Consider the following 23550-nt stretch of genomic DNA (forward strand, 5'->3'; position numbering starts at 1 on the left):
GTTATGCCGGGCATCAGACTTTAACAATAGCGTAATGTCTGATGTGCCCGGAGCGAAACGTGAATTTCCAGCAACTTAAAATAATCCGCGAGGCGGCCCGTCAGGATTACAACCTGACAGAGGTCGCGAATATACTGTACACCTCGCAGTCGGGCGTCAGCCGACACATTCGTGAACTTGAAGATGAACTTGGTATCGAGATTTTTATCCGTCGCGGTAAACGCCTGTTGGGCATGACCGAACCGGGTAAAGCCTTGCTGGTTATTGCCGAGCGTATTCTGAATGAGGCCAGCAATGTTCGTCGACTGGCGGATCTGTTTACCAATGACACGTCCGGCGTTCTGACGATTGCCACCACGCATACCCAGGCACGCTATAGCTTGCCTGCGGTGATAAAAGATTTTCGTGAGCTGTTCCCTGAGGTGCGTCTGGAACTTATTCAGGGTACGCCACAGGAGATTGATGTCCTGCTACAAAATGGCGGGGCAGATATCGGAATTGCCAGTGAGCGGCTGAGCAGCGATCCATTGTTGGTGGCTTTTCCCTGGTTTCGTTGGCACCACAGCCTGCTTGTTCCTCACGACCATCCATTAGTGAAAGCCTCTCCGCTCACGCTGGAGTCTATTGCTCACTGGCCGTTAATTACCTATCGTCAGGGGATTACAGGGCGTTCCCGCATCGATGAAGCATTTGCTCGCAAAGGGCTGATACCGGATATTATTCTCAGCGCCCAGGACTCGGATGTGATTAAAACTTACGTGTCGCTGGGGTTGGGGATTGGGCTGGTGGCAGAGCAATCCAGCGGCGAGCAGGAAGAGGGGACCTTAACCCGTCTGGATACCCGGCATTTGTTTGATGCAAATACCGTTTGGCTAGGGCTTAAACGCGGACAGCTGCAGCGCAACTACGTCTGGCGATTCATCGAGCTATGCAATGCAGGGCTATCCGTCGATGAAATTAAGCGCCAGGCGATGGAGCCAGATGAAGCGGTGATTGATTATCAGATTTAACTACAAAAGCCCGTGAGCGAACGGGCTTCTCTGACGTTGCTGAATGGCGGGTAGAAAGCTGCGTTACCTCAAGGTCTCCAGCCTCAGATCCTGCGTCGGCACCCGCGACAATATCGAACAAGACACCGCCCGGCCCGAATCCGCATAAATAAACTGAAATCCATTCTTCACCGAAAGAACATCTCGATTGGTAAACGTATAGAATTTATTACTCTGACTACGGCGGGCATCGGAAATATAAAAACTATTGTTTTCCCACAGCACGCTAACGTGCTGGAACAAATGAAATGTCACCTCCGCCCAGCCTCTGTCCGGGCAACGTAGCGTGACTTTCTCACCGGCTATTGTACTCAGTGGGATTACTAATAAAGCGGTTAGCGCTGCTTTCAGCAGTATCGGCATGGGCAAGTATGGGTCTCATTCTGATGTCGTTGCACGATAAGATACTTAACCCTGACGTTAACGAATTGGATCATAGAGACATTTTGCATAAGCAGACGGACATTCTCCCGTCGGCAGTATGGAAAAACCTGGTGTGGAGTGAAGCGCTCTACCTGGCGAATGGGATCGCAGAAAAGCAAAAAGCCTGCTTAGTTTCCTAAGCAGGCTTCTTAAATATGGCTCCTCTGACTGGACTCGAACCAGTGACATACGGATTAACAGTCCGCCGTTCTACCGACTGAACTACAGAGGAATCGTTTGAACGAGGCGAATATTAGCGATGCCGCTCAGCGTTGTCAAAGCCTGAATAGATAAATGCGATCGTTTGCTGAAATATTCCCCATTTCGCCGCTTATTCAGACGCAACCGGTTGTTTTATGCACTTTTCGCGTTCGGGGCGCGGGTATTTCCACAACCAGCGGCCGGTGACCATACGCCAGTAAAATAACGCAGCGCGTACGGCCCAGTCGAAGAACATACCTAACCAAACGCCGACAACTCCCCATCCTAATACAATACCCAGGGTGTAACCCGCGACTACGCGGCAGCCCCACATGCCCAGCATCGATACCCACATAGCAAAACGTGCATCTCGCGCACCTTTAAAGCCTGCTGGTAACACCCAGGAGGCTGCCCATATCGGCATAAATGCTGCGTTGAGCCAAATCAGGATGACTATGACCTCTTTTACATCCTGATCGTGGGTATAAAATGAGGCCATCACCCCGGCGAAAGGAGCGGTTAACCAGGCAATTGCCGTCAGGCCGATCGTCGACAGCCAGAATACATGCCGTAGCTGGATTTCAGCCTGGGCAATCTGGCCATTTCCCAAACGCCTGCCGGTAATGATTGTCGACGCGGAACCTAAAGCATTCCCCGGTAAGTTGATAAGCGCGGCGATAGAAAATGCAATAAAGTTCCCGGCGATAACGCTGGTTCCCATGCCTGAAACAAACATCTGCGTCAAAAGTTTACCGCCATTGAACAGCACTGACTCGATACTTGCCGGAATGCCGATCCCCATCACCTCCCAGATAATGGCGAGATTGAGTGGCTTAAAATAGCTTTTGAAGGGAATTCGCAGCGCGGGGTTAAAACCAATCATCAGTACCCAGATGATGGCAATCGCCCCGATGTAGCGCGAAATGGTCAGTCCCAGGCCTGCTCCCACAAATCCCAGACCTTGCCAGGAAAAGATCCCGTAAATCAGGATGCTACTGATGATGATATTCAGGATGTTCATGCCGCCGTTAATCAACAACGGTATTTTTGTATTTCCGGCTCCACGTAGTGCGCCACTGCCGATCAGCGCAATGGCTGCCGCCGGGTAGCTGAGCACCGTCAGCTCCAGATAGGTGAGTGCCAAAGCTTTAACGTCTGGCGTTGCTTCACCTGCGACAACGTCAATAATCTGTTGACCAAAATAGTGAATGACAGCTGCCAGAACGGTAGCAAAAATTGTCATGATCACCAGTGATTGTCTGGCCGCGGCTCTGGCCCGTCGACGATCTCGTTTCCCGAGGCTAAATGCTACAACCACGGTGGTGCCCAGATCGATGGCGGCGAAAAATGCCATGATGACCATATTAAAGCTGTCGGCGAGTCCGACACCGGCCATCGCTTCTTTTCCCAACCAACTGACCAGGAAGGTACTGAGAACACCCATCAATAGCACACAGGTGTTTTCCAGAAAAATGGGGACAGCCAGCGGAGTGATTTCGCGCCAAAAGAGAACCTTATAACTCTTGCGTTTGGCATACCAGGGCGTGCGGGAAGCGACCTGGCGTAAGGCAGCGGAGACGTTCAAAGTGGACCTTAACGAAGAAAGTTGAAACCTCATTTCAAATGATGAGGGAGAATCAAAAAAGCTGCAAAGTTTTTTCTATTTAAAATGTCTGTAAATGCAACAAACTGTCGAGAGAAGCATCAATTGATTCGCATTCGAGGAAATGGGGTTTGACAAAATTTTTTTCGCCGCTAAGATAAGCCTCCACAACGATTCCTCTGTAGTTCAGTCGGTAGAACGGCGGACTGTTAATCCGTATGTCACTGGTTCGAGTCCAGTCAGAGGAGCCATATTTAAGAAGCCTGCTTAGGAAACTAAGCAGGCTTTTTGCTTTATGTTTCAAACCTGATCGAGCGAAGCTAAACCGGAATCTTACGCCGGGAAATCCCCATGCTGACGCGCAACCAACGTCAGAATGGAATACAGCGCCACCGCCTGCTGGTGCTGATTAAAGATCTCCACCGACCACTCCACCACGCCGGTCGCTTTTTCTTCGGCATTGCGCTGATGTTTCACCGTTTTGCGTTTGCAGGTTAAACGCACCTGGATAGTGTCGCCCGGCTTAACCGGCTCGATAAAGCGCAGGTTTTCCATGCCATAGTTGGCAATCACCGGACCGACGCCCGCGTCAACAAACAGACCGGCTGCGGCGGAAATCAGGAAGTAACCGTGCACCACGCGCTCGCCGAAAATGGAATCGGCTGCTGCAATCTTGTCCATATGGGCGTAGAAGTGGTCACCGCTGAGGCAGGCAAAGTTAACGATATCCGCTTCGGTCAGTGTACGACGTGGCGTCAGCAGGCTGTCGCCCGGCTGGATCTCTTCGAAGTATTTACGGAACGGGTGAATACGATCTTCCTCCACCCGAGCGCCACGCACCCACTGTTGGCTTACCGCCGCGAGCATGGTTGGGCTGCCCTGAATGGCGGTGCGTTGCATGTAGTGTTTCACCGCGCGCAGCCCACCCAGCTCTTCACCGCCGCCTGCACGTCCAGGCCCGCCGTGGACCAGCTGTGGCAGCGGAGAGCCGTGACCGGTCGATTCCGCCGAGGACTCTTCGTTCAGCACTTGAATACGCCCGTGGGCACGGGCCGCACCGAGGACAAACTCTCGCGCCAGTTCGCCGCTCGCCGTCACCAGTGTTCCTGCCAGACTGCCTTCACCGGCGCGCGCCAGCGTCATGGCATGCCCGGTATTTTGATACGGCATCAGCGTGGCGACCGGACCAAAGGCTTCAATTGCATGTACCGCGGCAATTTCATCCGGCTGCGGACAAAACAGCAGCGTTGGCGGGAAGAAAGCCCCAGCCGTGCTCAGATCTGCTTTTCCGCCCAGCAGCACCTCACACCCGGCTTCAACCAGACGATTCACATTATCCTGTACGTCCTGACGCTGATCGTTATTCACCAGCGACCCCATCTTCACGCCTTCCTGCGCCGGATCGCCCACTACCACTTTTTGCAGACGGGTAATCAGCGCCTCGCTGACCGCTTTCACCTGCGCCTGTGGCACGATAATGCGGCGGATAGCGGTACATTTCTGCCCGGCTTTGGTCGTCATCTCGCGCACTACTTCACGTACAAACAATGCAAACTCAGGCTGTTCTGGGGTGACGTCATCACCCAGCACACAGCAGTTGAGTGAATCCGCTTCCATGGTGAATGGAACCGATTTAGCCACCAGATTGGGGTGCACGCGCAACTGTTGCCCGGTATGAGCAGAACCGGTAAAGGTCACCACATCCTGGCTGTCGAGGTGATCGAGCAGGTCGCCCGCGCCGCCACAGATAAGGCTAATTGCGCCGTTCGGTACCAGGCCACTGTCGATAATCGCTTTCACCATTGCCTGAGTGAGCTGCGCGGTGGCGGTTGCAGGTTTGATAATGGCTGGCATCCCGGCAAGCCAGGTTGGCGCCAGCTTCTCTAGCATACCCCAGCAGGGGAAGTTAAAGGCGTTGATATGCACCGCAACACCGGATTTGGAGGTCAGCACGTGGCGTGCGGCAAAACCGCCCTGTTTGGACAGCGGGATCAGTTCGTCTTCCGGCCACAGCGTATCGTCCGGCAGCTCGCGGCCACCGAGACTGGCATAAGTGAAAAGCGTGCCAATGCCGCCTTCGATATCGACCCAGCTGTCACCGCGCGTTGCTCCGGTTTGCGCGGATAAGGCATAGAAATCGGCTTTCAGTTCCATTAAATGCTTCGCCACCGCTTTTAGCATCGCGCTGCGCTCAATAAAACTCATTGCCTGTAACGCTTTGCCGCCGTGCTCAATAGCAAAGCGGCGCGCCTGCGCCATATCCAGTCCAACGCTTGTCACTTCCCAAAGCGCTTCACCGGTAAGGGCGTGGTGGATGGTGCGGGTGCGGCCCCGGCCTGTCTGCCAGGCACCGGATAAATAACTGGCTAACTGCTGCATCGTTAATCTCCAGATGTGTTCCGTAATATCTCTTTAAATAGTTCTTTTATGAATCACAAAATGCAAGCGAGATTTTAATAATTTATTAACAATGAGATCGCGAACACTTTACCTTCATTGGTTATCTATCTGTTATTAATGGATAAACAAAAACCATTTGCGACAAGTATCGCAAAACCAGCAAACAAAATTTGTGGTTTTATTTAACCAAGATGTAACTTTTATAAAACAAAGTGATTCACAAATATTGATTTGTTGAAATTATCGGAATCATAAGGTGATGTCGTGACAGAAGAACAACGCTTTGACCAGCGCATCGCGCAGGAAACGGCCATCGAGCCGCAGGACTGGATGCCGGACGCATACCGTAAGACGCTGATCCGCCAGATTGGCCAGCATGCGCACTCGGAAATTGTCGGCATGTTGCCGGAAGGCAACTGGATAACCCGCGCACCCACGCTGAGGCGTAAGGCCATTCTGCTCGCAAAAGTACAGGACGAGGCCGGACACGGTCTGTACCTCTACAGCGCGGCGGAAACACTGGGCTGCGCGCGTGAAGATCTGTACCAGAAGATGCTCGACGGCCAGATGAAATACTCCTCCATCTTCAACTACCCAACCCTTAGCTGGGCGGATATCGGTGTGATCGGCTGGCTGGTCGATGGCGCGGCGATTGTTAACCAGGTGGCGCTGTGTCGTACCTCCTACGGCCCGTATGCCAGGGCGATGGTCAAAATCTGCAAAGAAGAGAGCTTCCATCAGCGTCAGGGCTTCGAAGCGTGTATGGCGCTGGCTACTGGTAGCGAGGAACAGCGTCAGATGCTGCAGGACGCCATCAACCGTTTCTGGTGGCCTGCGTTGATGATGTTTGGCCCGAACGACGACAACTCACCGAACAGTGCCCGCAGCATGGCGTGGAAAATCAAACTGCACTCCAATGACGAACTGCGTCAGCGCTTTGTTGATAACACGGTCCCGCAGGTAGAAATCCTCGGTATGACCGTGCCGGACGCCGACCTACAGCTTGATGAAGCGACGGGGAAATATCGATTCGGTGAGATCGACTGGCAGGAATTTAATGAGGTCATCAACGGTCGTGGTGTCTGCAACCACGAACGTCTGGGCGCAAAGCGTAAGGCCTGGGAAGAAGGGGCATGGGTGCGCGAGGCCGCACTGGCGCACGCCGAAAAGCAACAGGCCCGCGACGCGGCGTAAGGAGAGAGTCATGAGCAAAACATACTGGCCGTTATACGAAGTTTTTGTCCGCAGCAAACAGGGGTTATCACACCGTCACGTTGGCAGTCTGCATGCCGCCGATGACCAGATGGCGCTGGAAAATGCACGCGATGCCTATACACGCCGCAGCGAAGGCTGCTCCATCTGGGTGGTGAAAGCCAGCGAAATTGTTGCGTCACAGCCGGAAGAACGCGGTGAATTTTTTGACCCGGCGGAGAGCAAAGTCTATCGCCATCCCACGTTCTACACCGTGCCGGACGGCATGGAACATATGTGAGGCAACGATGAATAACCTGAATACCGTTGCAACCTATGCCCTGCGTCTGGGCGATAACGGCCTGGTGCTGGCTCAGCGTCTGGGTGCCTGGTGCGGTCATGCGCCGGAGCTGGAGATTGATCTGGCGCTGGCTAATATCGGCCTCGACCTGCTGGGGCAGGCGCGCAACTTCCTCAGCTACGCCGCCGAACTGGCGGGTAGCGGCGACGAAGACACACTGGCTTTTGGTCGTGACGAGCGTCAGTTCCGCAATCTGTTGCTGGTGGAACAGCCTAACGGCAACTTTGCCGACACGATCGCTCGCCAGTTCTTTATCGATGTCTGGCATGTGGCGCTGTTCACTCGTTTGGTTAACAGCCGCGATAAGCAGATTGCGGCTATCGCTGCCAAAGGACTGAAAGAAGTGCGTTATCACCTGCGCTTCAGCCGCGGCTGGCTGGAACGACTGGGGAATGGTACTGACTACTCCGCGCAACTGATGCAGCAGGCGGTCAACAACCTGTGGCGCTTCACCGGTGAACTGTTTATGGCCGACGAGCTGGACATCAGCCTGAGCGAGCAGGGCATCGCCGTTGACCCGCGCGAATTAGAAGCTGAATGGCAGACCACGGTGCACACCGCGCTGCTCGATGCGGGTCTGCAAATCCCTGAAGAAGCGGCGTTCCGTCGCGGCGGCAAGCAGGGGCTGCACAGCGAACATCTCGGCCCGATGCTGGCCGAGATGCAGTACTTGCAGCGGTCGTATCCCGGCCAGCAGTGGTAACAGGAGGTGGCTATGCAACGTCTCGCCGCTATCGCACCCCCGGAGGTGCGTACCGTCTGGGGATTGCTAAGCGCCATTCCAGACCCGGAAGTCCCGGTGTTGACCATTACCGACCTCGGCATGGTGCGCCGCGTTGAGCGTCACGGCGACGGCTGGGTGATTGGCTTTACGCCGACGTACTCCGGCTGCCCGGCCACCGAGCATCTACTGGGTGAAATTCGCATGGTGATGGCGGAGCACGGCTATACGCCAGTACATATCGTCCTGCAGCTTGACCCACCGTGGACCACTGACTGGATGAGCCCGGACGCCCGCGAACGCCTGCGCCAGTATGGTATCAGCCCGCCGCAGGCCCACGCCTGCCATGCCGAAATGCCAACTGACGTACAGTGCCCGCGCTGCGCCAGCACCCATACCTCGCTGATTAGCGAATTCGGATCCACGGCCTGTAAAGCGTTGTATCGCTGCGACAGCTGCCGTGAACCCTTTGATTACTTTAAATGTATTTGAGGTTGCGATGACAACATTTCATTCGCTTACCGTGGCCAACGTCGAAGCGGAAACGCGCGATGCGGTGACCATCACTTTCACCATTCCTGACGCGCTGCGTAATGACTACGCCTTTCGACCGGGCCAGCATTTGACGCTGAAAGCTCACCTCGGTGGAGAAGAGCTGCGTCGGTGTTACTCCATTTGTCGCAGCCGCTCGCCGTCGGAAATTAGCGTCGCGGTTAAAGCTATCGACGGTGGGCGTTTCTCCCGCTATGCCCAGCAGGATATCCAGCAGGGTATGGCGCTGGAAGTGATGGTGCCGCAGGGGCACTTCGGCTACCAGCCGCAGGCCGAGCGCGAAGCCGAATATCTGGCGATTGCCGCCGGGTCCGGCATTACGCCGATGATGGCGATTATTGAAGCGACGCTGACGACCGAACCGGCCAGCCAGTTCACGCTGATCTACGGCAACCGCAGCAGCCACAGCATGATGTTCCGTCAGGCGCTGGCCGATCTGAAAGACCGCTATCCGCAGCGTTTACAGGTGGTGCACCTGTTCAGTCAGGAGTCGATGGACAGCGATCTGCTACAGGGTCGTATTGACGGCGACAAACTGCGTGCGCTGGGCAAAAACCTGCTCGATTTCAGCCGCTTTGACGACGCCTTTATCTGTGGCCCATCGGCAATGATGGATGAAGCCGAAGTGGCACTGCGCGAACTGGGCATAGCGGAAAAATCCATTCACCTTGAGCGTTTCAATACGCCGGGGACCAGCGTGAAACGCGCCACCGGCGTGCAGGCGGAAGGCCGCACGGTCACCCTTCGTCAGGATGGGCGCGATCGCCTGATTTCACTGAATGCGGAAGATGACAGCATTCTCGACGCCGCGTTGCGCCAGGGCGCTGACCTGCCGTTCGCCTGTAAAGGCGGCGTGTGCGCCACCTGCAAATGCAAGGTGGTCAGCGGCGAGGTGGCGATGGCCGCCAACTATAGCCTTGAAGCCGATGAACTGGCGGCGGGCTATGTGCTGAGCTGCCAGGCGCTGCCAACCAGCGGTGACGTAGTGGTCGACTTCGATGCGCGGGGGATGGCATGAGCGAACTGCTGATTTCCCGTCACGACCGTGTACTGCAACTGACTCTGAACCGTCCGCAGGCGCGTAACGCCCTGAACAATGCGCTGCTAACGCAGATTGCTGACGCGCTGGAAAGCGCGGCGGCGGACGCCAGCATCAGCGTTTGCGTGATTAGCGGCAACACGCGCTATTTCGCCGCCGGGGCCGATCTCAACGAAATGGCGGAAAAAGATCTGCCCGCCACTTTCGACGATGTTCGTCCTCGCCTGTGGGCACGTATTGATGCCTTCAACAAGCCGCTGATCGCGGTGGTTAACGGTTACGCGCTGGGAGCCGGGTGCGAGCTGGCTCTTCTGTGCGACCTGGTGATTGCCGGGGATAACGCGCGCTTCGGCCTGCCGGAAATTACTCTCGGCACCATGCCAGGGGCGGGCGGTACGCAGCGGCTTATCCGTTGTGTTGGTAAAGCGCTGGCCAGCCGAATGGTGCTGAGCGGTGAAAGCATTGATGCAGAACGAGCGCAACAGGCCGGGCTGGTGAGTGACATTCACCCGGTGAATCTCTCCGATGAATACGCGCTCAAGCTGGGGGCGACCATCGCCCGTCACTCACCGCTGGCGCTGCGGGCGGCAAAACAGTCTCTACGCGCTGCGCAAGAAGTGGGGCTCCAGGCCGGTCTGGTGCAGGAACGTCAGCTGTTTACGCTGCTGAGCGGCACCGAAGATCGTCGTGAAGGCGTCAGCGCCTTTTTAGAAAAACGCACACCGGAATTTAAAGGACGCTAATCGTGGACGCATTTATTCTCAGCGAAGTGGAGCAGGGCGTGATGACTATCATCCTGAACCGCCCGGACCGACTCAACAGCTTTAACGACGTGATGCACCAGCAGCTTGCCGATTGCCTGAAACAGGCCGAGCGCGACGACACCATTCGTTGCCTGCTGATCACCGGCGCCGGACGCGGATTTTGCGCCGGACAGGATCTGAACGACCGTAACGTTGACCCGAGCGGCCCCGCGCCAGATCTGGGCATGTCGGTGGAACGCTTCTACAACCCGCTGGTGCGCCGCTTAGCCGCGTTGCCGAAGCCGGTTATCTGCGCCGTCAACGGCGTTGCCGCTGGTGCTGGTGCCACACTGGCCTTGGGCTGCGACATCGTCCTCGCCGCGCGCTCGGCGAAGTTTGTCATGGCCTTCAGCAAACTCGGCCTGGTGCCGGACTGCGGCGGAAGCTGGGTGCTGCCGCGCGTAGTCGGTCGCGCTCGCGCCGTGGGTTTGCTGATGCTTGGCGATAACCTCAGCGCCGAACAGGCCGCGCAGTGGGGCATGATCTGGCAAGTGGTCGACGATGCCGAGTTGAAAGATACCGCGTTGACCATGGCGCGCCATTTCGCGACGCAGCCGACCTATGGCCTGGGGCTGATTAAGAAAGCCTTGCAGCTTTCCGAAACCAACACGCTGGATCAGCAGCTTGAGCTTGAGCGCGACTACCAGCGCATGGCCGGTCGCAGCGACGACTACCGCGAAGGGGTCAGCGCCTTTCTCGGCAAACGCCCACCACAGTTCAGCGGGAAATAAGCCATGACGCAAACTCTTCATCGCGTTGCCGTGATCGGCGGCGGAACAATGGGTGCAGGTATTGCCGAGGTGGCTGCCAGCGCCGGACATTCGGTCCTGCTGTATGACATTTCCGCTGAGGCGATTACTCGCGCCATTGAGGGTATTCGCCAGCGACTCGACGTTCGTGTTGGTCGTGGAAAAATCAGTGCGGAACAGGCCAGTGAGCTGCTGGCACGGATCGCCCCCGCGACTGAACTGAATCAGTTTGCCGATGCACAACTGGTGATTGAAGCCGCTTCCGAGCAGCTGGAAATTAAAAAAGCGCTGTTTAGTCAGTTGGCGGAGATCTGTTTGCCGTCAACGCTGCTAACCAGTAATACCTCGTCGATCTCAATTACCGCGATTGCGGCGGGAGTGAAGCATCCGGAACGTGTGGCGGGGCTGCACTTCTTTAACCCGGCACCGGTGATGAAACTGGTGGAAGTGGTGAGCGGGCTTGCCACCTCAACCGAGGTAGTCGAGCAGCTTTGCCAGTGCGTGACTGCCTGGGGCAAGCAGCCGGTGCGCTGCCGCTCAACGCCGGGTTTTATCGTCAACCGCGTGGCACGTCCGTATTACGCTGAAGCCTGGCGCGCGCTGGAAGAACAGGTTGCGTCAGCGGAAGTGATTGATGCGGCGCTGCGTGACGGCGGCGGCTTCCCGATGGGACCGCTGGCGCTGACCGACTTGATTGGTCAGGACGTCAACTTTGCCGTGACCTGTTCGGTGTTTAACGCCTTCTGGCAGGACCGCCGTTTTCTACCGTCTTTGCTGCAACAGGAGCTCGCTCTGGCGGGGCGTCTGGGCAAGAAGAGTGGCCACGGCGTCTATTGCTGGCCTGCTGAGGTATCGCCTGAACTGGCTGTTGCAGCGGTAGCGCCTGGAAATGCAGCAAAAAATATCAAGCGTGACGTTGTCACTGAACTGGATGATGTGCTGCTCCTTGAAACGACCGGTGAAACCGCGCTGGCCTTAAGCGCGCAGCACCAGCGCCCGGTGGTGGTGTATGACCATGCTGCGGGCGACACCGTCGTTCTGGCAAGCGCACCAACCAACCCGGCTTCAGCCACCGACAAAGCGGTGTACTACTTCCAGCAGCAGGGCAAAAAAGTGCTGCGTATTGCCGACTACCCAGGGCTGTTGGTATGGCGCACGGTAGCGATGCTGGCGAACGAAGCGCTGGATGCGCTGCAAAAAGGAGTCGCCAGCGCCGAGGATATCGATACCGCCATGCGCTTGGGGGTCAACTACCCGCACGGGCCGCTGGCCTGGGGTGAATCGCTCGGCTGGGGACGTGTGCTGCGTCTGCTGGAAAATCTACAACAGCACTATGGCGAGGAACGCTATCGCCCGAGTGCGCTGCTGCGCCAGAAAGCGCTGATGGAGATGCGTCATGAGTAATGAAGCCTGGCGCAACGCCCGCGCCATGTATGTGAAAGACACCTGCGCGCAGGCGCTGGGGATTGAAATTATTGAGATGGACGACGGTTATTCGCAGATGACTATGACCGTGTCGCCGTCGCAGCTGAATGGCCATCAGACCTGTCACGGCGGGCAACTGTTCTCGCTGGCGGATACCGCCTTTGCTTACGCCTGCAACAGTCAGGGACTGGCAGCAGTAGCCTCAGCAGCCAGTATCGACTTTCTGCGTCCGGCCTTTGCAGGTGACAAACTGACCGCCACCGCGCGGGTCAAGCAGCAAGGCAAACTCACTGGCGTTTACGACATTGAAATTGTCAATCAGCAACACAAAACCGTGGCTCTGTTTCGCGGCAAATCCCACCGCATCGGTGGCACGATTACAGGAGAAGTCTAATGCGTGACGCATTTATTTGTGACGGTATTCGTACCCCGATTGGTCGCTACGGCGGGGCGCTGGCAGGCGTGCGTGCCGACGATCTGGCGGCCATCCCGTTGCGTGAATTACTCAACCGCAACCCACGCCTGGATCCCAGCGCTATTGACGATGTGATCTTCGGTTGCGCCAACCAGGCGGGCGAGGATAACCGCAACGTGGCGCATATGGCGACCCTGCTGGCGGGTTATCCGCACAGTGTTGCCGGCACGACCATCAACCGTCTGTGCGGCTCCGGGCTTGATGCGATCGGCTTCGCTGCTCGCACGATCAAAGCCGGTGATGCCGACCTGCTGATCGCTGGTGGTGTTGAGTCAATGTCCCGCGCGCCGTTCGTGATGGGTAAGGCAACGACGCCATACCAGCGTCAGGCAGAAATGTTTGATACCACCATTGGCTGGCGTTTTGTGAACCCGCTCATGCAGCAACAATTCGGAACTGACAGCATGCCGGAAACGGCGGAGAATGTAGCTGAATTGTTAAATATAAGCCGAGAGGACCAGGACGCCTTTGCGTATCGCAGCCAGCAGCGCACGGCGAAAGCCCAGCGTGACGGCATTCTGGCGCAGGAAATTGTGCCGGTACAAATCATTGGCAAGAAAGGGGCAGTTAGCGCAGTACGTGAAGATGAACATCCGCGTGCAGAAACCACGCTGGAGCAACTCGCACAACTGAAAACACCGTTTCGTAAGAACGGCGTGGTTACCGCAGGCAATGCCTCTGGGGTGAACGACGGCGCGGCAGCAATGATCGTAGCCAGCGAGCAACACATAAAGGCCCAGGGACTAACGCCGCGTGCACGCATTGTCGCGATGGCGACGGCGGGCGTGGAGCCGAAGTTTATGGGGCTTGGGCCAGTTCCTGCGGTACGAAAAGTGCTGGAGCGCGCCGGGCTGAATATCAACGATATGGATGTGATTGAGCTGAATGAAGCCTTTGCCGCCCAGGCGTTGGGTGTGATGAGACAGCTTGGACTGGCAGATGACGCAGAACACGTGAATCCCCATGGGGGGGCTATCGCTTTAGGTCACCCGCTGGGGATGAGCGGTGTGCGGTTAGCGCTGGCTGCAACGCTGGAGCTGGAACGACGCAATGGACGTTATGCGCTGTGTACGATGTGTATTGGCGTGGGTCAGGGCATTGCCATGATCCTTGAGCGAGTGTGAGCTAATTGACCTGCGAGTGCCCTACAAAATGACAACGACAACAACAAAATTAGATCCGATTGAAACCGCATCGCGTGACGAATTACAGGCTTTGCAAACCGAGCGCCTGAAATGGACGTTAAAACACGCCTATGAAAATGTCCCGATGTACCGCCGTAAGTTCGACGCGGCGGGGGTTCACCCGGATGATTTCCGTGAGCTGAGCGATCTGAGCAAGTTTCCCTGCACCACCAAGCAGGATCTGCGTGACAACTATCCCTTCGACACCTTCGCGGTACCGATGGAGCAGGTGGTGCGTATCCATGCATCATCCGGCACCACGGGTAAACCGACAGTGGTGGGCTATACGCAAAATGATATCGATACCTGGGCTAACATCGTCGCCCGCTCGCTGCGTGCCGCAGGCGGTACCGCGAAAGATAAAATCCACGTCGCTTATGGCTATGGCCTTTTCACCGGCGGACTGGGCGCGCACTACGGCGCGGAACGCCTGGGGGCAACGGTTATCCCGATGTCCGGCGGTCAAACCGAGAAACAGGCGCAGCTGATTCGCGATTTCAAACCTGACATGATTATGGTCACGCCATCCTACTGTCTGAACCTGATTGAAGAGCTGGAGCGCCAGATGGGCGGTGACGCGCGGGGTTGTTCGCTGCGTACCGGTGTCTTTGGCGCAGAGCCGTGGACAACGGGGATGCGCGCGGAGATCGAACGTCGCCTGGGTATTACGGCGCTGGATATTTATGGCCTCTCGGAAGTGATGGGGCCGGGCGTGGCGATGGAGTGCATCGAAACGGGTGATGGTCCGACAATATGGGAGGATCATTTCTTCCCGGAAGTGGTCAATCCGGATGACGGTACGCCACTGGCCGACGGAGAGCACGGCGAACTGCTGTTCACCACGCTGACGAAAGAAGCGCTACCGGTCATTCGTTATCGTACCCGCGACCTGACCCGCCTGCTGCCGGGTACCGCACGCACGATGCGTCGTATGGATCGCATTAGCGGGCGCAGCGACGATATGCTGATTATTCGCGGCGTCAACGTCTTCCCATCGCAGGTGGAAGAAGAGATCCTCAAGATTGAACATCTGGCTCCGCATTACCAGTTGGAAGTGGATCGCCGAGGACATCTTGATTCGCTTTCGGTACGCGTGGAGCTTAAAGAGAGTAGCCTGGTGCTAAGCCATGAGCAGCGCTGCCAGATTTGCCATCATTTGCGTCATCGTATTAAGTCGATGGTCGGTATTTCAACGGACGTAAGCATTGTTAACTGCGGCAGCATCCCGCGCTCAGAAGGAAAGGCGTGCCGGGTGTTCGACCTGCGCAAAGTTGCCGCCAACGGTTAAGACTCGTAGGCCTGATAAGCGCAGCGCCACCAGGCGAGAGCGCACAAGTTGCCGGATGGCGGCGTTGCCTTATCCGGCCTACAAATTCCTGCCATATCGCGCAAATTATCCTGTGCTATGATTCAAAAAGGACAAAAAAGACAACAGTATGAATCATATGGAAAAACTCGATAGTTTTATTCAGCAGGCGGTAACCGCAATGCCGGTCAGCGGCACCTCTCTTATCGCCTCGCTTTACGGAGACTGTTTATCGCAACGCGGTGGAGAAGTCTGGCTTGGTAGCGTTGCCGCGCTGCTGGAAGGGCTTGGCTTTGGTGAACGTTTTGTACGTACCGCGCTGTTTCGCCTTAATAAAGAAGAATGGCTGGACGTAGTACGTATCGGCCGCCGCAGTTTCTACCGCCTGAGTGATAAAGGGCTACGCTTGACGCGCCGCGCCGAGAGCAAAATCTACCGTGCCAGTGCCCCTGAGTGGGACGGTACCTGGCTGCTGCTGCTGTCGGAGGGGCTGGAGAAAAATACCCTGGCCGAAGTTAAAAAGCAGCTGTTATGGCAAGGTTTTGGCGTACTGGCGCCGAGTCTGCTGGCGTCGCCATCGCAAAAGCTGGCGGACGTACAGTCGCTGCTTCATGAAGCTGGGGTAGCGGAAAACGTCATCGTTTTTGAGGCGCATTCGCCGTTGGCACTCTCCCGCGCTGCGCTGCGTGAGCGGGTAGAAGGGTGCTGGCACTTAACCGAACAAAATGCCATGTACGAGGCGTTTATCACGCTGTTCCGTCCGTTGTTACCGCTACTGCGTGACGCCGGGCCGGACGAACTTACGCCAGAGCGCTGCTTCCAGATCCGCCTGTTGCTCATTCACTTCTATCGTCGGGTTGTGCTCAAAGATCCGCTGTTGCCGGAAGAATTGTTGCCTGCTCACTGGCTGGGTCAGACGGCGCGTCAGCTGTGCATTAATATTTATCAACGTGTTGCGCCCGGCGCCCAGGTTTTCGTCAGCGAAAAAGGCGAGAGCTCGGTGGGGGAACTGCCCGCGCCGGGTCCGCTCTATTATCAACGCTTCGGCGGATTAGCCGAGGTGTAACAGGAGAAGCCATGCCGATTTACCAGATTGACGGGATGATCCCGGTAGTTCCTGCAGAAAGCTATGTTCACCCAACCGCAGTGCTGATTGGCGATGTCATTCTCGGCAAAGGTGTTTATGTTGGTCCCAACGCCAGCCTGCGCGGAGATTTTGGGCGTATCGTGGTTAAAGATGGGGCGAATATCCAGGATAACTGCGTGATGCACGGATTTCCCGGCCAGGATACGGTGGTGGAAGAGGACGGACATATCGGCCACGGCGCGATTCTGCATGGCTGTGTGATTGGGCGTAACGCGCTGGTCGGCATGAGCGCGGTGATTATCGATGGCGCGACCATCGGTGAAAACAGTATCGTTGGTGCTTCGGCGTTTGTGAAAGCGCGCGCTGAGATGCCTGCCAACCATCTGATTGTCGGCAGCCCGGCAAAAGCGATTCGCATGTTAACTGAGCAGGAACTGGTGTGGAAAAAACAGGGCACTCGCGAGTATCAGGTGCTGGTGGAGCGCTGTCAGCAGACGCTTGCAGAAGTGAAGCCGCTGACTGCGGTAGAACCCGACAGAAAGCGGCTGGAGTTTGATGAGAATTTGCAACCTAAGTCAGCGAGTTAGCGATTCTACGCAATACCCGGTGTCAGAACTGATAGCTGGCGGTAACGCTGACGTTACGCGGCTCACCATAAACGATAGAACCGTCGATATTCGTGTCGTAGGTTTTATCGAACAGGTTATTAAGGTTACCCTGCACTGAGAAGTTTTTTGTTACCTGGTAGCGGGTGAACAAATCTACCAGGGCGTAGCTTCCTTGTTCCGCGCGGAATGTGCCATAAGGCGTGACCGTATCGCTGTAAACACGATTCTGCCAGTTAACTCCACCGCCGACGGTCAGTTCCGGCATGGCTGGCAGGCGATAACGGGTAAACAGTTTTACCGTGGTCCGCGGCAGGTTTGGGTTTACTGCATTGCCTTCGTTGTCTTCTGCAACATAGCGTGTCGCACCAAACGTCATCTGCCAGTTATCGGTGATCGCACCGTTAATCTCGAATTCGACCCCTTTGCTGACCGTACCATCCATCGCTTTAAAGGCCGTGTCGCCATTGCTACCGGCGATTGGCACACCGGTTGATTGCGCTACGTTATCCTGTTCAATGCGGAACACCGCGAGCGTGGTGGTTAAACGGCTGTTCATCCAGTCGGACTTCAGGCCAAGCTCATAGTTGTTGCCGGTGATCGGAGATAGATATTTACCGGAACTGTCGCGCTTGTTCTGCGGCTGGAAGATTGAGGTATAGCTGGCGTAGGTAGACCAGTTATCGTCAATGTCATAGACCAGACCCGCATACGGCGTGGTGTGGTTTTGCTCCATGCTGTAGGTCAGGGTGTCGATACGCCAGTTGGTGTAACGTGCGCCAACAATCAAATGCAGTGGGTCGGCCAGCGAAATACGCGTTGCGGCGTATAGCGATTTCATGTGCGTGGTATCGTCCTGAGCCAATGACTGCGGGTTCCAGTTGGTTTCCGGGAAGTTACCATCGTAGGTATAGAAGCTGCCGATTTCGTTGGGGAAAACGTTCGCCCACGAGCTTTCATAACGGTTATTCTGTTTACTGTAGCTGCCGCCCAGCATCAGATTATGCTGACGACCAAACAGATCGTAACCGCCGTCGGCAAATAGATCGACAGCATCCACTTTACGTTTGCCGCTGTTCCAGCCGGTTCCTCCGACGTTACCATATGGGCCAATCAGCGTGCCGTCGGCCTTATTAACATAGGCATCGACGTACATCATTTTACTGTCGAACTTGACCTCGGAGTGGGTGGCGTTCATGGTCGCCTGCCAGGTATCGGCAAAACGTTGTTTGATGGTGACAAACACTTTGTTGAAGTCTTTATCGTTGTAAGCCCAGTCCGGCGCAGTGCTACGCGAGCGGTCGTAGCTGTTTTTACTGCCATCGGTATTCCAGCGCGGCAATCCACCCCAGGTTGGGCTGTTGATATCAATGCGCTGATATTCATAGCCCGCAGACAGGCTGGTGGTGTCACCCAAATCGGCATCGACAATCCCGGAGAAGAACATTTTTTCGCTATTGTAGCGATCAAGCCAGGAGTCGTTATTCTGGTAACCCGCCACGATGCGGCCGCGCACGTTGCCGTCTGCTGTAAGCGGGCTTTGCAGATCGGTCACATAGCGTTGTTTGTTCCAACTGCCATATTCCGCTGAAACATTACCGGTGAACTCGCGGCTGGTGGCATGCTTACGGATCATGTTAATGGAGGCTGAAGGGTTACCCGTCCCGGTCATTAGCCCGTTTGCGCCACGGACCACTTCGACACGCTCAAAAAGGGCGGTGTCAGAAAGGGCGTCACCGAGATTCCAGCGGGATTCAAAATAGGTCGGGATCCCATCGACCATATAGTTATCAATCTGAAATCCGCGCGAGTAATAGCTGCTGCGATCTGAATCCGCCTGGCTTTTGCTTATCCCCAACGTGTTATCCATCACATCGCCCAGCGTTTGCAACTGCTGATCTTCCATGCGCTGCTGGCTGACAATGCTGACTGATTGCGGGATATCGCGCTGTGTCATCTGCATTTTTGTGCCAGCGGTCGTCGATTTAACGCTGTAATCCTGCTCCTCACTGGATGCGGCTGGAGCAGAACCCTCCACGATCACTGTCTCTTCAGCAGGGGCTGCGAGGCTGGTGGAAGGTAAAAGCGCTAGCGTGATGCATGCTGCCAGCAAAGAAGGGGCAAGGCCCGGTTGGCGTTGAACATTCCCGTTGAGTGTTGTGAAAGACATCGAAAAGTCCTTGATAATTATTAATATTAAGTTCAAATCACCGGTAGTTGTGATGAACCCTTTGGTTGTAAATTATTAAATGCGCATGTAAATACAAATGCGAAATATACGCATTAGCACTCAATGTGTAAACAGATGCTACGGCATAAATGAAATATTGTTTCAGTACTATGCTTGAGCAATAGCGCAGGGAAATGGTTATAAGAGCAGCACTGACTGGGGTTTTCGCTTAAAAAATCGAGGGTTAAAGTTGAAAGAGCGTGAGTAACTCGCTCATACTCTATACTCGCAGAGTTACCCGGCGTAGCATGGCAAAACGCTTGGGCTGTTAATGAAAAAGGAAAACGTCGTGGCAGAAGAAACTATATTCAGCAAAATTATTCGTCGTGAGATTCCGTCGGATATCGTATACCAGGATGAACTGGTCACTGCGTTTCGTGATATTTCCCCTCAGGCACCAACGCATATCCTGATCATTCCTAACATTCTGATCCCCACTGTCAATGATGTGACGGCGGAACATGAACAGGCATTGGGCCGCATGATCACCGTTGCGGCGAAAATTGCTGAGCAGGAAGGCATTGCTGCAGATGGGTACCGCTTAATCATGAACACCAACCGCCACGGGGGGCAGGAGGTGTATCACATTCATATGCACCTGCTGGGTGGACGTGCGCTTGGCCCAATGCTTGCGCATAAAGGTCTGTAAGCATGACCAGAGGATGCATTGCGCTTTCACTAGGTTTGTTGTTGCTGGCGGGTTGTCGAACACATCCTGAAATCCCGGTAAGTGATGAACAGTCGCTGGTGATGGAATCAACAATTCTGGCGGCGGGTATTACAGCAGAGCAGCCCACGTTAACAACGTCTGATATTCAGGCCTCGGCATCCTCGCGACTCTATAACGAAAGGCAAGAACCCGTTACCGTTCATTATCGGTTTTACTGGTATGACGCCAGAGGGCTGGAAATGCACCCTCTGGAAGCGCCACGCAGTGTGACTATTCCGGCTCATTCGTCGGTGACGCTGTACGGCAGCGCCAATTTTCTGGGGGCGCACAAGGTTAGACTTTATCTTTATTTGTAAGGGGTGAATCTTGATGAACAAAATGAATCGCTACGCACTGATTGCCGCGCTGGCGATGTTTCTCTCAGGCTGTGTGGTGCAACGTGAGCCCGCGCCGGTAGAGGAAGTGAAGCCGGTACCGGAACAGCCTGCGCAGCCGCAACAGCCGGTGCCGGTTGTGCCAACGGTGCCAAGCATACCGCAGCAGCCGGGTCCAATTGAGCATGAAGACCAAACGGCGCAGCCTACGCCACGTCAACGTCACTATGACTGGAACGGGGCTATGCAGCCGATGGTCGGCAAAATGCTGCAGGCAGACGGCGTCAAAGCGGGCGGCGTTCTGCTGGTTGATAGCGTGAATAACCGCACCAACGGCTCGTTGAACGCGGGTGAAGCCACCGAAACCTTACGTAACGCGCTGGCGAATAACGGTAAGTTTACGCTGATTTCTGCCCAACAGCTGGCTGTCGCCAAACAGCAGTTAGGTCTGTCGCCGAATGACAGTTTGGGAACGCGCAGTAAAGCGATTGGTATCGCCCGTAACGTTGGCGCGCAGTATGTGCTTTATTCCAGCGCATCCGGCAACGTCAATTCGCCTGCGCTGCAAATGCAATTAATGCTGGTACAAACTGGCGAGATAATCTGGTCAGGTAAAGGTGCCGTTCAGCAACAATAACAGACTCACGCGCGGCGAAGTGTTGTCGCGCTATTTCCCGCAGTATCATCCCGTCGCAACCAGCCAAACCGGTCTGAGCGGCGGGAGCTGCATCATTGAACACCGTTCCCACCGGCTGGTACTGCGCTGCCATCACGATCCTGACGCGCCGGAATCTCATTTCTTACGCCAATATCATGCGCTAAAACACCTGCCAGAAAGCCTTGCGCCACGTCCTCACTTTTATACGCGTGGGTGGATGGCAGTCGAGTTTTTTCACGGTAAGGTAGAATCCAGATTACCGGACGCCGACGAACTCGCAGGCTTACTGTATCATCTGCACCAGCAACCCCGATTGGGCTGGCGAATCAGCCTGCTTCCGCTACTTGAACAGTACTGGCAGTGTGGCGATCCGGCGCGTCGTACACCATGCTGGCTGCGCGCGCTGAAGCGGCTAAGGAAACGAGGTGAGCCTCGACCTTTGCGTCTGGGGCCGCTGCATATGGATGTTCACGGTGACAACATCGTACGTACAACTTCAGGGTTGCGGCTGATTGACTGGGAATACGCCGGAGACGGTGATATTGCCCTGGAGCTGGCGGCAGTATGGGTTAGCGATGAATCCCAGCACCAACAGTTGGTTAGCACCTACGCCCAACGAGCGCACATTGAGCCAGACGTTTTGTGGCGACAGGTCAGACAATGGCAACCCTGGATAATGATGCTGAAGGCGGGGTGGTTTGAGTATCGCTGGCGGCAAACCGGCGATCGACAATTTATCAGGCTGGCCGATGAAACCTGGCGGCAGCTAACAATGAAAGGATAAGGAGAGCAGTGTGGGCCCAGTAATGTTGGATGTCGAAGGGTATGAGCTGGACGCTGAAGAGCGTGAGATTCTGGCACATCCGCTGGTAGGTGGGTTGATCCTCTTTACCCGAAATTATCATGACCCGGAACAGCTGCGTGAATTAGTGCGTCAGATCCGGGCTGCGTCACGTAACCATCTGGTGGTGGCGGTAGATCAGGAAGGTGGACGCGTACAGCGTTTTCGTGAGGGCTTTACCCGCCTGCCTGCGGCTCAATCCTTTGCTGCGTTGCACGGCCTGGAAGAGGGCGGCAAACTGGCTCAGGACGCCGGGTGGTTGATGGCCAGCGAAATGATCGCGATGGACATTGATATCAGCTTTGCACCCGTGCTGGATGTGGGCCATATCAGCGCGGCAATCGGCGAGCGTTCTTACCATGCCGATCCGCTAAAAGCGCTGGCGATGGCGACCCGCTTCATTGACGGGATGCATGCTGCTGGCATGAAAACGACCGGTAAACATTTCCCAGGACATGGGGCGGTGACGGCGGATTCACACAAAGAAACGCCAACCGATCCACGCCCAGAAGCCGAGATTCGTGCGAAAGATATGTCCGTGTTCCAGACGTTGATTACGGAAAACAAACTGGATGCCATTATGCCTGCGCATGTCATCTACAGTGATGTCGATCCGCGTCCGGCGAGTGGCTCACCTCACTGGTTGAAAACGGTGCTACGCCAGGAGCTTGGCTTCGATGGTGTCATTTTCTCCGACGATTTGTCGATGGAAGGGGCGGCGATTATGGGAAGCTATGCGGAGCGTGGACAGGCATCGCTGGATGCAGGTTGCGATATGATCCTGGTCTGCAATAATCGTAAGGGAGCGGTCAGTGTGTTAGATAATCTGTCGCCGATCAATGCAGAACGTGTTACACGTTTGTATCATAAAGGTTCATTTTCACGTCAGGAACTGATGGACTCGGCACGCTGGAAGACGGTAAGCACTCAGCTTAACCAACTTCATGAGCGCTGGCAGGAAGAGAAAGCAGGTCATTAACGCAAGTTTGGCGAGGATGCGATGATTATCTATTTACACGGTTTTGACTCTAACAGCCCGGGCAACCATGAGAAGGTGTTGCAGCTGCAATTCATCGACCCGGATGTCAGGCTGATTAGCTACAGTACGCGGCATCCTAAACATGATATGCAGCATCTGCTGAAAGAAGTGGACAAAATGCTGCAGCTGAATGTGGATGACCGTCCGCTGATTTGTGGTGTGGGGCTCGGGGGATATTGGGCTGAACGGATTGGTTTCCTGTGTGATATTCGTCAGGTAGTGTTTAATCCCAACCTGTTCCCGTATGAGAACATGGAAGGCAAAATCGACAGACCTGAGGAGTATGCAGACATCGCAACAAAATGCGTGACCAATTTCCGTGAGAAGAATCGCGATCGCTGCCTGGTGATCCTGTCACGTCATGATGAAGCGCTTAACAGTCAGCGTTCGTCGGAAGAGCTGCATCATTTTTACGAGATAGTCTGGGACGAAGAGCAGACGCATAAGTTTAAGAATATCTCTCCGCATTTGCAGCGCATTAAAGCGTTCAAGACGTTAGGTTAATCCTTATTGAGCGTTTAAAAAAACAGCCGCCAGGCTGTTTTTTTTGTTCTTAAAGTTCCG

General features: G+C 55.3%; 23 protein-coding genes and 2 tRNA genes. 21 read left to right on the forward strand and 4 right to left on the reverse strand.

Going from position 1 to position 23550, the window contains the following annotated elements; all coding sequences use genetic code 11:
• Positions 1-59: 59 nt before the first annotated feature.
• Positions 60-1010: an HTH-type transcriptional regulator Cbl gene (gene cbl / locus OGY10_RS18240; RefSeq protein WP_032942990.1), complete on the forward strand. Its 951-nt coding sequence runs from the start codon at positions 60-62 to the stop codon at positions 1008-1010.
• Between the two features lie 618 nt (positions 1011-1628).
• Here the strand turns inward: cbl and OGY10_RS18245 are convergent.
• Positions 1629-1704 (reverse strand) — tRNA-Asn (locus OGY10_RS18245).
• Between the two features lie 99 nt (positions 1705-1803).
• Positions 1804-3291 carry an EmmdR/YeeO family multidrug/toxin efflux MATE transporter gene (locus OGY10_RS18250; protein WP_003846749.1) on the reverse strand — a complete coding sequence of 496 codons (1488 nt, stop codon included), beginning with the start codon at positions 3289-3291 and terminating at the stop codon, positions 1804-1806.
• Between the two features lie 160 nt (positions 3292-3451).
• On the opposite strand from OGY10_RS18250, the gene OGY10_RS18255 reads away from it, so the two are divergent.
• A tRNA-Asn gene (locus OGY10_RS18255) sits at positions 3452-3527 on the forward strand.
• A gap of 82 nt (positions 3528-3609) precedes the next feature.
• Here OGY10_RS18255 and paaZ read toward each other — a convergent pair.
• Positions 3610-5655 carry a phenylacetic acid degradation bifunctional protein PaaZ gene (gene paaZ, locus OGY10_RS18260; protein ID WP_191226162.1) on the reverse strand — a complete coding sequence of 682 codons (2046 nt, stop codon included), beginning with the start codon at positions 5653-5655 and terminating at the stop codon, positions 3610-3612.
• Between the two features lie 285 nt (positions 5656-5940).
• Here paaZ and paaA point away from each other — a divergent pair, with 285 nt between their 5' ends.
• The 13 genes from paaA to paaY all read left to right on the forward strand — a co-directional run bounded on the left by paaA (position 5941) and on the right by paaY (position 17156).
• Positions 5941-6870 (forward strand): 1,2-phenylacetyl-CoA epoxidase subunit PaaA, encoded by a 930-nt coding sequence (paaA, locus tag OGY10_RS18265; protein ID WP_032942998.1) that lies wholly within the window; start codon positions 5941-5943, stop codon positions 6868-6870.
• A gap of 10 nt (positions 6871-6880) precedes the next feature.
• Positions 6881-7168, forward strand: a complete 288-nt coding sequence (gene paaB / locus OGY10_RS18270; protein ID WP_032943000.1) for a 1,2-phenylacetyl-CoA epoxidase subunit PaaB — start codon at positions 6881-6883, stop codon at positions 7166-7168.
• Between the two features lie 7 nt (positions 7169-7175).
• The gene (paaC, locus tag OGY10_RS18275; protein WP_191226161.1) at positions 7176-7931 is read left to right on the forward strand and encodes a 1,2-phenylacetyl-CoA epoxidase subunit PaaC; all 756 of its coding nucleotides are present in this window, start codon (positions 7176-7178) and stop codon (positions 7929-7931) included.
• A gap of 12 nt (positions 7932-7943) precedes the next feature.
• Positions 7944-8441 carry a 1,2-phenylacetyl-CoA epoxidase subunit PaaD gene (paaD, locus tag OGY10_RS18280; RefSeq protein ID WP_191226160.1) on the forward strand — a complete coding sequence of 166 codons (498 nt, stop codon included), beginning with the start codon at positions 7944-7946 and terminating at the stop codon, positions 8439-8441.
• A 7-nt stretch (positions 8442-8448) separates the two neighbouring features.
• On the forward strand, positions 8449-9519 hold the full coding sequence (gene paaE, locus OGY10_RS18285; protein WP_008784414.1) for a 1,2-phenylacetyl-CoA epoxidase subunit PaaE: 1071 nt from the start codon (positions 8449-8451) through the stop codon (positions 9517-9519).
• Positions 9516-10283 carry a 2,3-dehydroadipyl-CoA hydratase PaaF gene (paaF, locus tag OGY10_RS18290; protein ID WP_191226159.1) on the forward strand — a complete coding sequence of 256 codons (768 nt, stop codon included), beginning with the start codon at positions 9516-9518 and terminating at the stop codon, positions 10281-10283. Before paaE ends, paaF begins: the two co-directional genes overlap by 4 nt.
• 2 nt (positions 10284-10285) lie before the next feature.
• On the forward strand, positions 10286-11074 hold the full coding sequence (gene paaG, locus OGY10_RS18295; RefSeq protein ID WP_100272613.1) for a 2-(1,2-epoxy-1,2-dihydrophenyl)acetyl-CoA isomerase PaaG: 789 nt from the start codon (positions 10286-10288) through the stop codon (positions 11072-11074).
• 3 nt (positions 11075-11077) lie between these two features.
• Positions 11078-12496, forward strand: a complete 1419-nt coding sequence (locus tag OGY10_RS18300; protein WP_191226158.1) for a 3-hydroxyacyl-CoA dehydrogenase — start codon at positions 11078-11080, stop codon at positions 12494-12496.
• Positions 12489-12911: a hydroxyphenylacetyl-CoA thioesterase PaaI gene (gene paaI / locus OGY10_RS18305; protein ID WP_003832239.1), complete on the forward strand. Its 423-nt coding sequence runs from the start codon at positions 12489-12491 to the stop codon at positions 12909-12911. Before OGY10_RS18300 ends, paaI begins: the two co-directional genes overlap by 8 nt.
• Positions 12911-14116, forward strand: coding sequence for a 3-oxoadipyl-CoA thiolase (gene pcaF / locus OGY10_RS18310; protein ID WP_191226157.1), 1206 nt, complete (start codon positions 12911-12913; stop codon positions 14114-14116). Before paaI ends, pcaF begins: the two co-directional genes overlap by 1 nt.
• A 28-nt stretch (positions 14117-14144) precedes the next feature.
• Entirely contained in the window at positions 14145-15464 is a 1320-nt protein-coding gene (gene paaK / locus OGY10_RS18315) for a phenylacetate--CoA ligase PaaK (protein ID WP_003832244.1), read from the forward strand.
• A 157-nt stretch (positions 15465-15621) separates the two neighbouring features.
• A complete protein-coding gene (gene paaX / locus OGY10_RS18320; protein ID WP_020996484.1) occupies positions 15622-16548 on the forward strand; it encodes a phenylacetic acid degradation operon negative regulatory protein PaaX in 927 nt (308 codons plus the stop codon).
• Between the two features lie 11 nt (positions 16549-16559).
• On the forward strand, positions 16560-17156 hold the full coding sequence (paaY, locus tag OGY10_RS18325; RefSeq protein ID WP_191221591.1) for a phenylacetic acid degradation protein PaaY: 597 nt from the start codon (positions 16560-16562) through the stop codon (positions 17154-17156).
• 22 nt (positions 17157-17178) lie between these two features.
• Here paaY and fhuE read toward each other — a convergent pair whose 3' ends face one another.
• Positions 17179-19344 carry a ferric-rhodotorulic acid/ferric-coprogen receptor FhuE gene (gene fhuE / locus OGY10_RS18330; RefSeq protein WP_191226156.1) on the reverse strand — a complete coding sequence of 722 codons (2166 nt, stop codon included), beginning with the start codon at positions 19342-19344 and terminating at the stop codon, positions 17179-17181.
• 349 nt (positions 19345-19693) lie between these two features.
• On the opposite strand from fhuE, the gene hinT reads away from it, so the two are divergent.
• The 6 genes from hinT to ycfP are packed head-to-tail and all read left to right on the forward strand — an operon-like array spanning position 19694 to position 23490.
• Complete coding sequence (gene hinT / locus OGY10_RS18335; RefSeq protein WP_003030826.1) at positions 19694-20053, forward strand: purine nucleoside phosphoramidase; 360 nt, start codon at positions 19694-19696, stop codon at positions 20051-20053.
• Between the two features lie 2 nt (positions 20054-20055).
• Complete coding sequence (locus OGY10_RS18340) at positions 20056-20430, forward strand: YcfL family putative periplasmic lipoprotein (protein ID WP_008784425.1); 375 nt, start codon at positions 20056-20058, stop codon at positions 20428-20430.
• A gap of 13 nt (positions 20431-20443) precedes the next feature.
• Positions 20444-21085, forward strand: a complete 642-nt coding sequence (gene lpoB / locus OGY10_RS18345; protein WP_057066440.1) for a penicillin-binding protein activator LpoB — start codon at positions 20444-20446, stop codon at positions 21083-21085.
• On the forward strand, positions 21066-21890 hold the full coding sequence (gene thiK, locus OGY10_RS18350) for a thiamine kinase (protein WP_071444742.1): 825 nt from the start codon (positions 21066-21068) through the stop codon (positions 21888-21890). The genes lpoB and thiK overlap by 20 nt, the downstream gene beginning before the upstream one ends.
• 10 nt (positions 21891-21900) lie before the next feature.
• Positions 21901-22926 (forward strand): beta-N-acetylhexosaminidase, encoded by a 1026-nt coding sequence (nagZ, locus tag OGY10_RS18355; protein ID WP_103014555.1) that lies wholly within the window; start codon positions 21901-21903, stop codon positions 22924-22926.
• 21 nt (positions 22927-22947) lie between these two features.
• Positions 22948-23490, forward strand: a complete 543-nt coding sequence (gene ycfP, locus OGY10_RS18360) for an alpha/beta hydrolase YcfP (RefSeq protein WP_003030817.1) — start codon at positions 22948-22950, stop codon at positions 23488-23490.
• Positions 23491-23550 lie beyond the last annotated feature (60 nt).

The sequence above is a fragment of the Citrobacter sp. Cpo148 genome, from assembly GCF_030332375.1.
In the GTDB taxonomy this organism is placed as follows: Bacteria; Pseudomonadota; Gammaproteobacteria; order Enterobacterales; family Enterobacteriaceae; genus Citrobacter; species Citrobacter portucalensis.

Coding starts and splice junctions, on each gene's coding strand:
- OGY10_RS18250 (WP_003846749.1), bottom strand. CDS start 3,291: ATGAGGTTTCAACTTTCTTCGTTAAGGTCCACTTTGAACGTCTCCGCT.
- paaZ (WP_191226162.1), bottom strand. CDS start 5,655: ATGCAGCAGTTAGCCAGTTATTTATCCGGTGCCTGGCAGACAGGCCGG.
- paaB (WP_032943000.1), top strand. CDS start 6,881: ATGAGCAAAACATACTGGCCGTTATACGAAGTTTTTGTCCGCAGCAAA.
- paaC (WP_191226161.1), top strand. CDS start 7,176: ATGAATAACCTGAATACCGTTGCAACCTATGCCCTGCGTCTGGGCGAT.
- paaD (WP_191226160.1), top strand. CDS start 7,944: ATGCAACGTCTCGCCGCTATCGCACCCCCGGAGGTGCGTACCGTCTGG.
- paaE (WP_008784414.1), top strand. CDS start 8,449: ATGACAACATTTCATTCGCTTACCGTGGCCAACGTCGAAGCGGAAACG.
- paaF (WP_191226159.1), top strand. CDS start 9,516: ATGAGCGAACTGCTGATTTCCCGTCACGACCGTGTACTGCAACTGACT.
- OGY10_RS18300 (WP_191226158.1), top strand. CDS start 11,078: ATGACGCAAACTCTTCATCGCGTTGCCGTGATCGGCGGCGGAACAATG.
- paaI (WP_003832239.1), top strand. CDS start 12,489: ATGAGTAATGAAGCCTGGCGCAACGCCCGCGCCATGTATGTGAAAGAC.
- pcaF (WP_191226157.1), top strand. CDS start 12,911: ATGCGTGACGCATTTATTTGTGACGGTATTCGTACCCCGATTGGTCGC.
- paaK (WP_003832244.1), top strand. CDS start 14,145: ATGACAACGACAACAACAAAATTAGATCCGATTGAAACCGCATCGCGT.
- paaX (WP_020996484.1), top strand. CDS start 15,622: ATGGAAAAACTCGATAGTTTTATTCAGCAGGCGGTAACCGCAATGCCG.
- paaY (WP_191221591.1), top strand. CDS start 16,560: ATGCCGATTTACCAGATTGACGGGATGATCCCGGTAGTTCCTGCAGAA.
- fhuE (WP_191226156.1), bottom strand. CDS start 19,344: ATGTCTTTCACAACACTCAACGGGAATGTTCAACGCCAACCGGGCCTT.
- OGY10_RS18340 (WP_008784425.1), top strand. CDS start 20,056: ATGACCAGAGGATGCATTGCGCTTTCACTAGGTTTGTTGTTGCTGGCG.
- lpoB (WP_057066440.1), top strand. CDS start 20,444: ATGAACAAAATGAATCGCTACGCACTGATTGCCGCGCTGGCGATGTTT.
- ycfP (WP_003030817.1), top strand. CDS start 22,948: ATGATTATCTATTTACACGGTTTTGACTCTAACAGCCCGGGCAACCAT.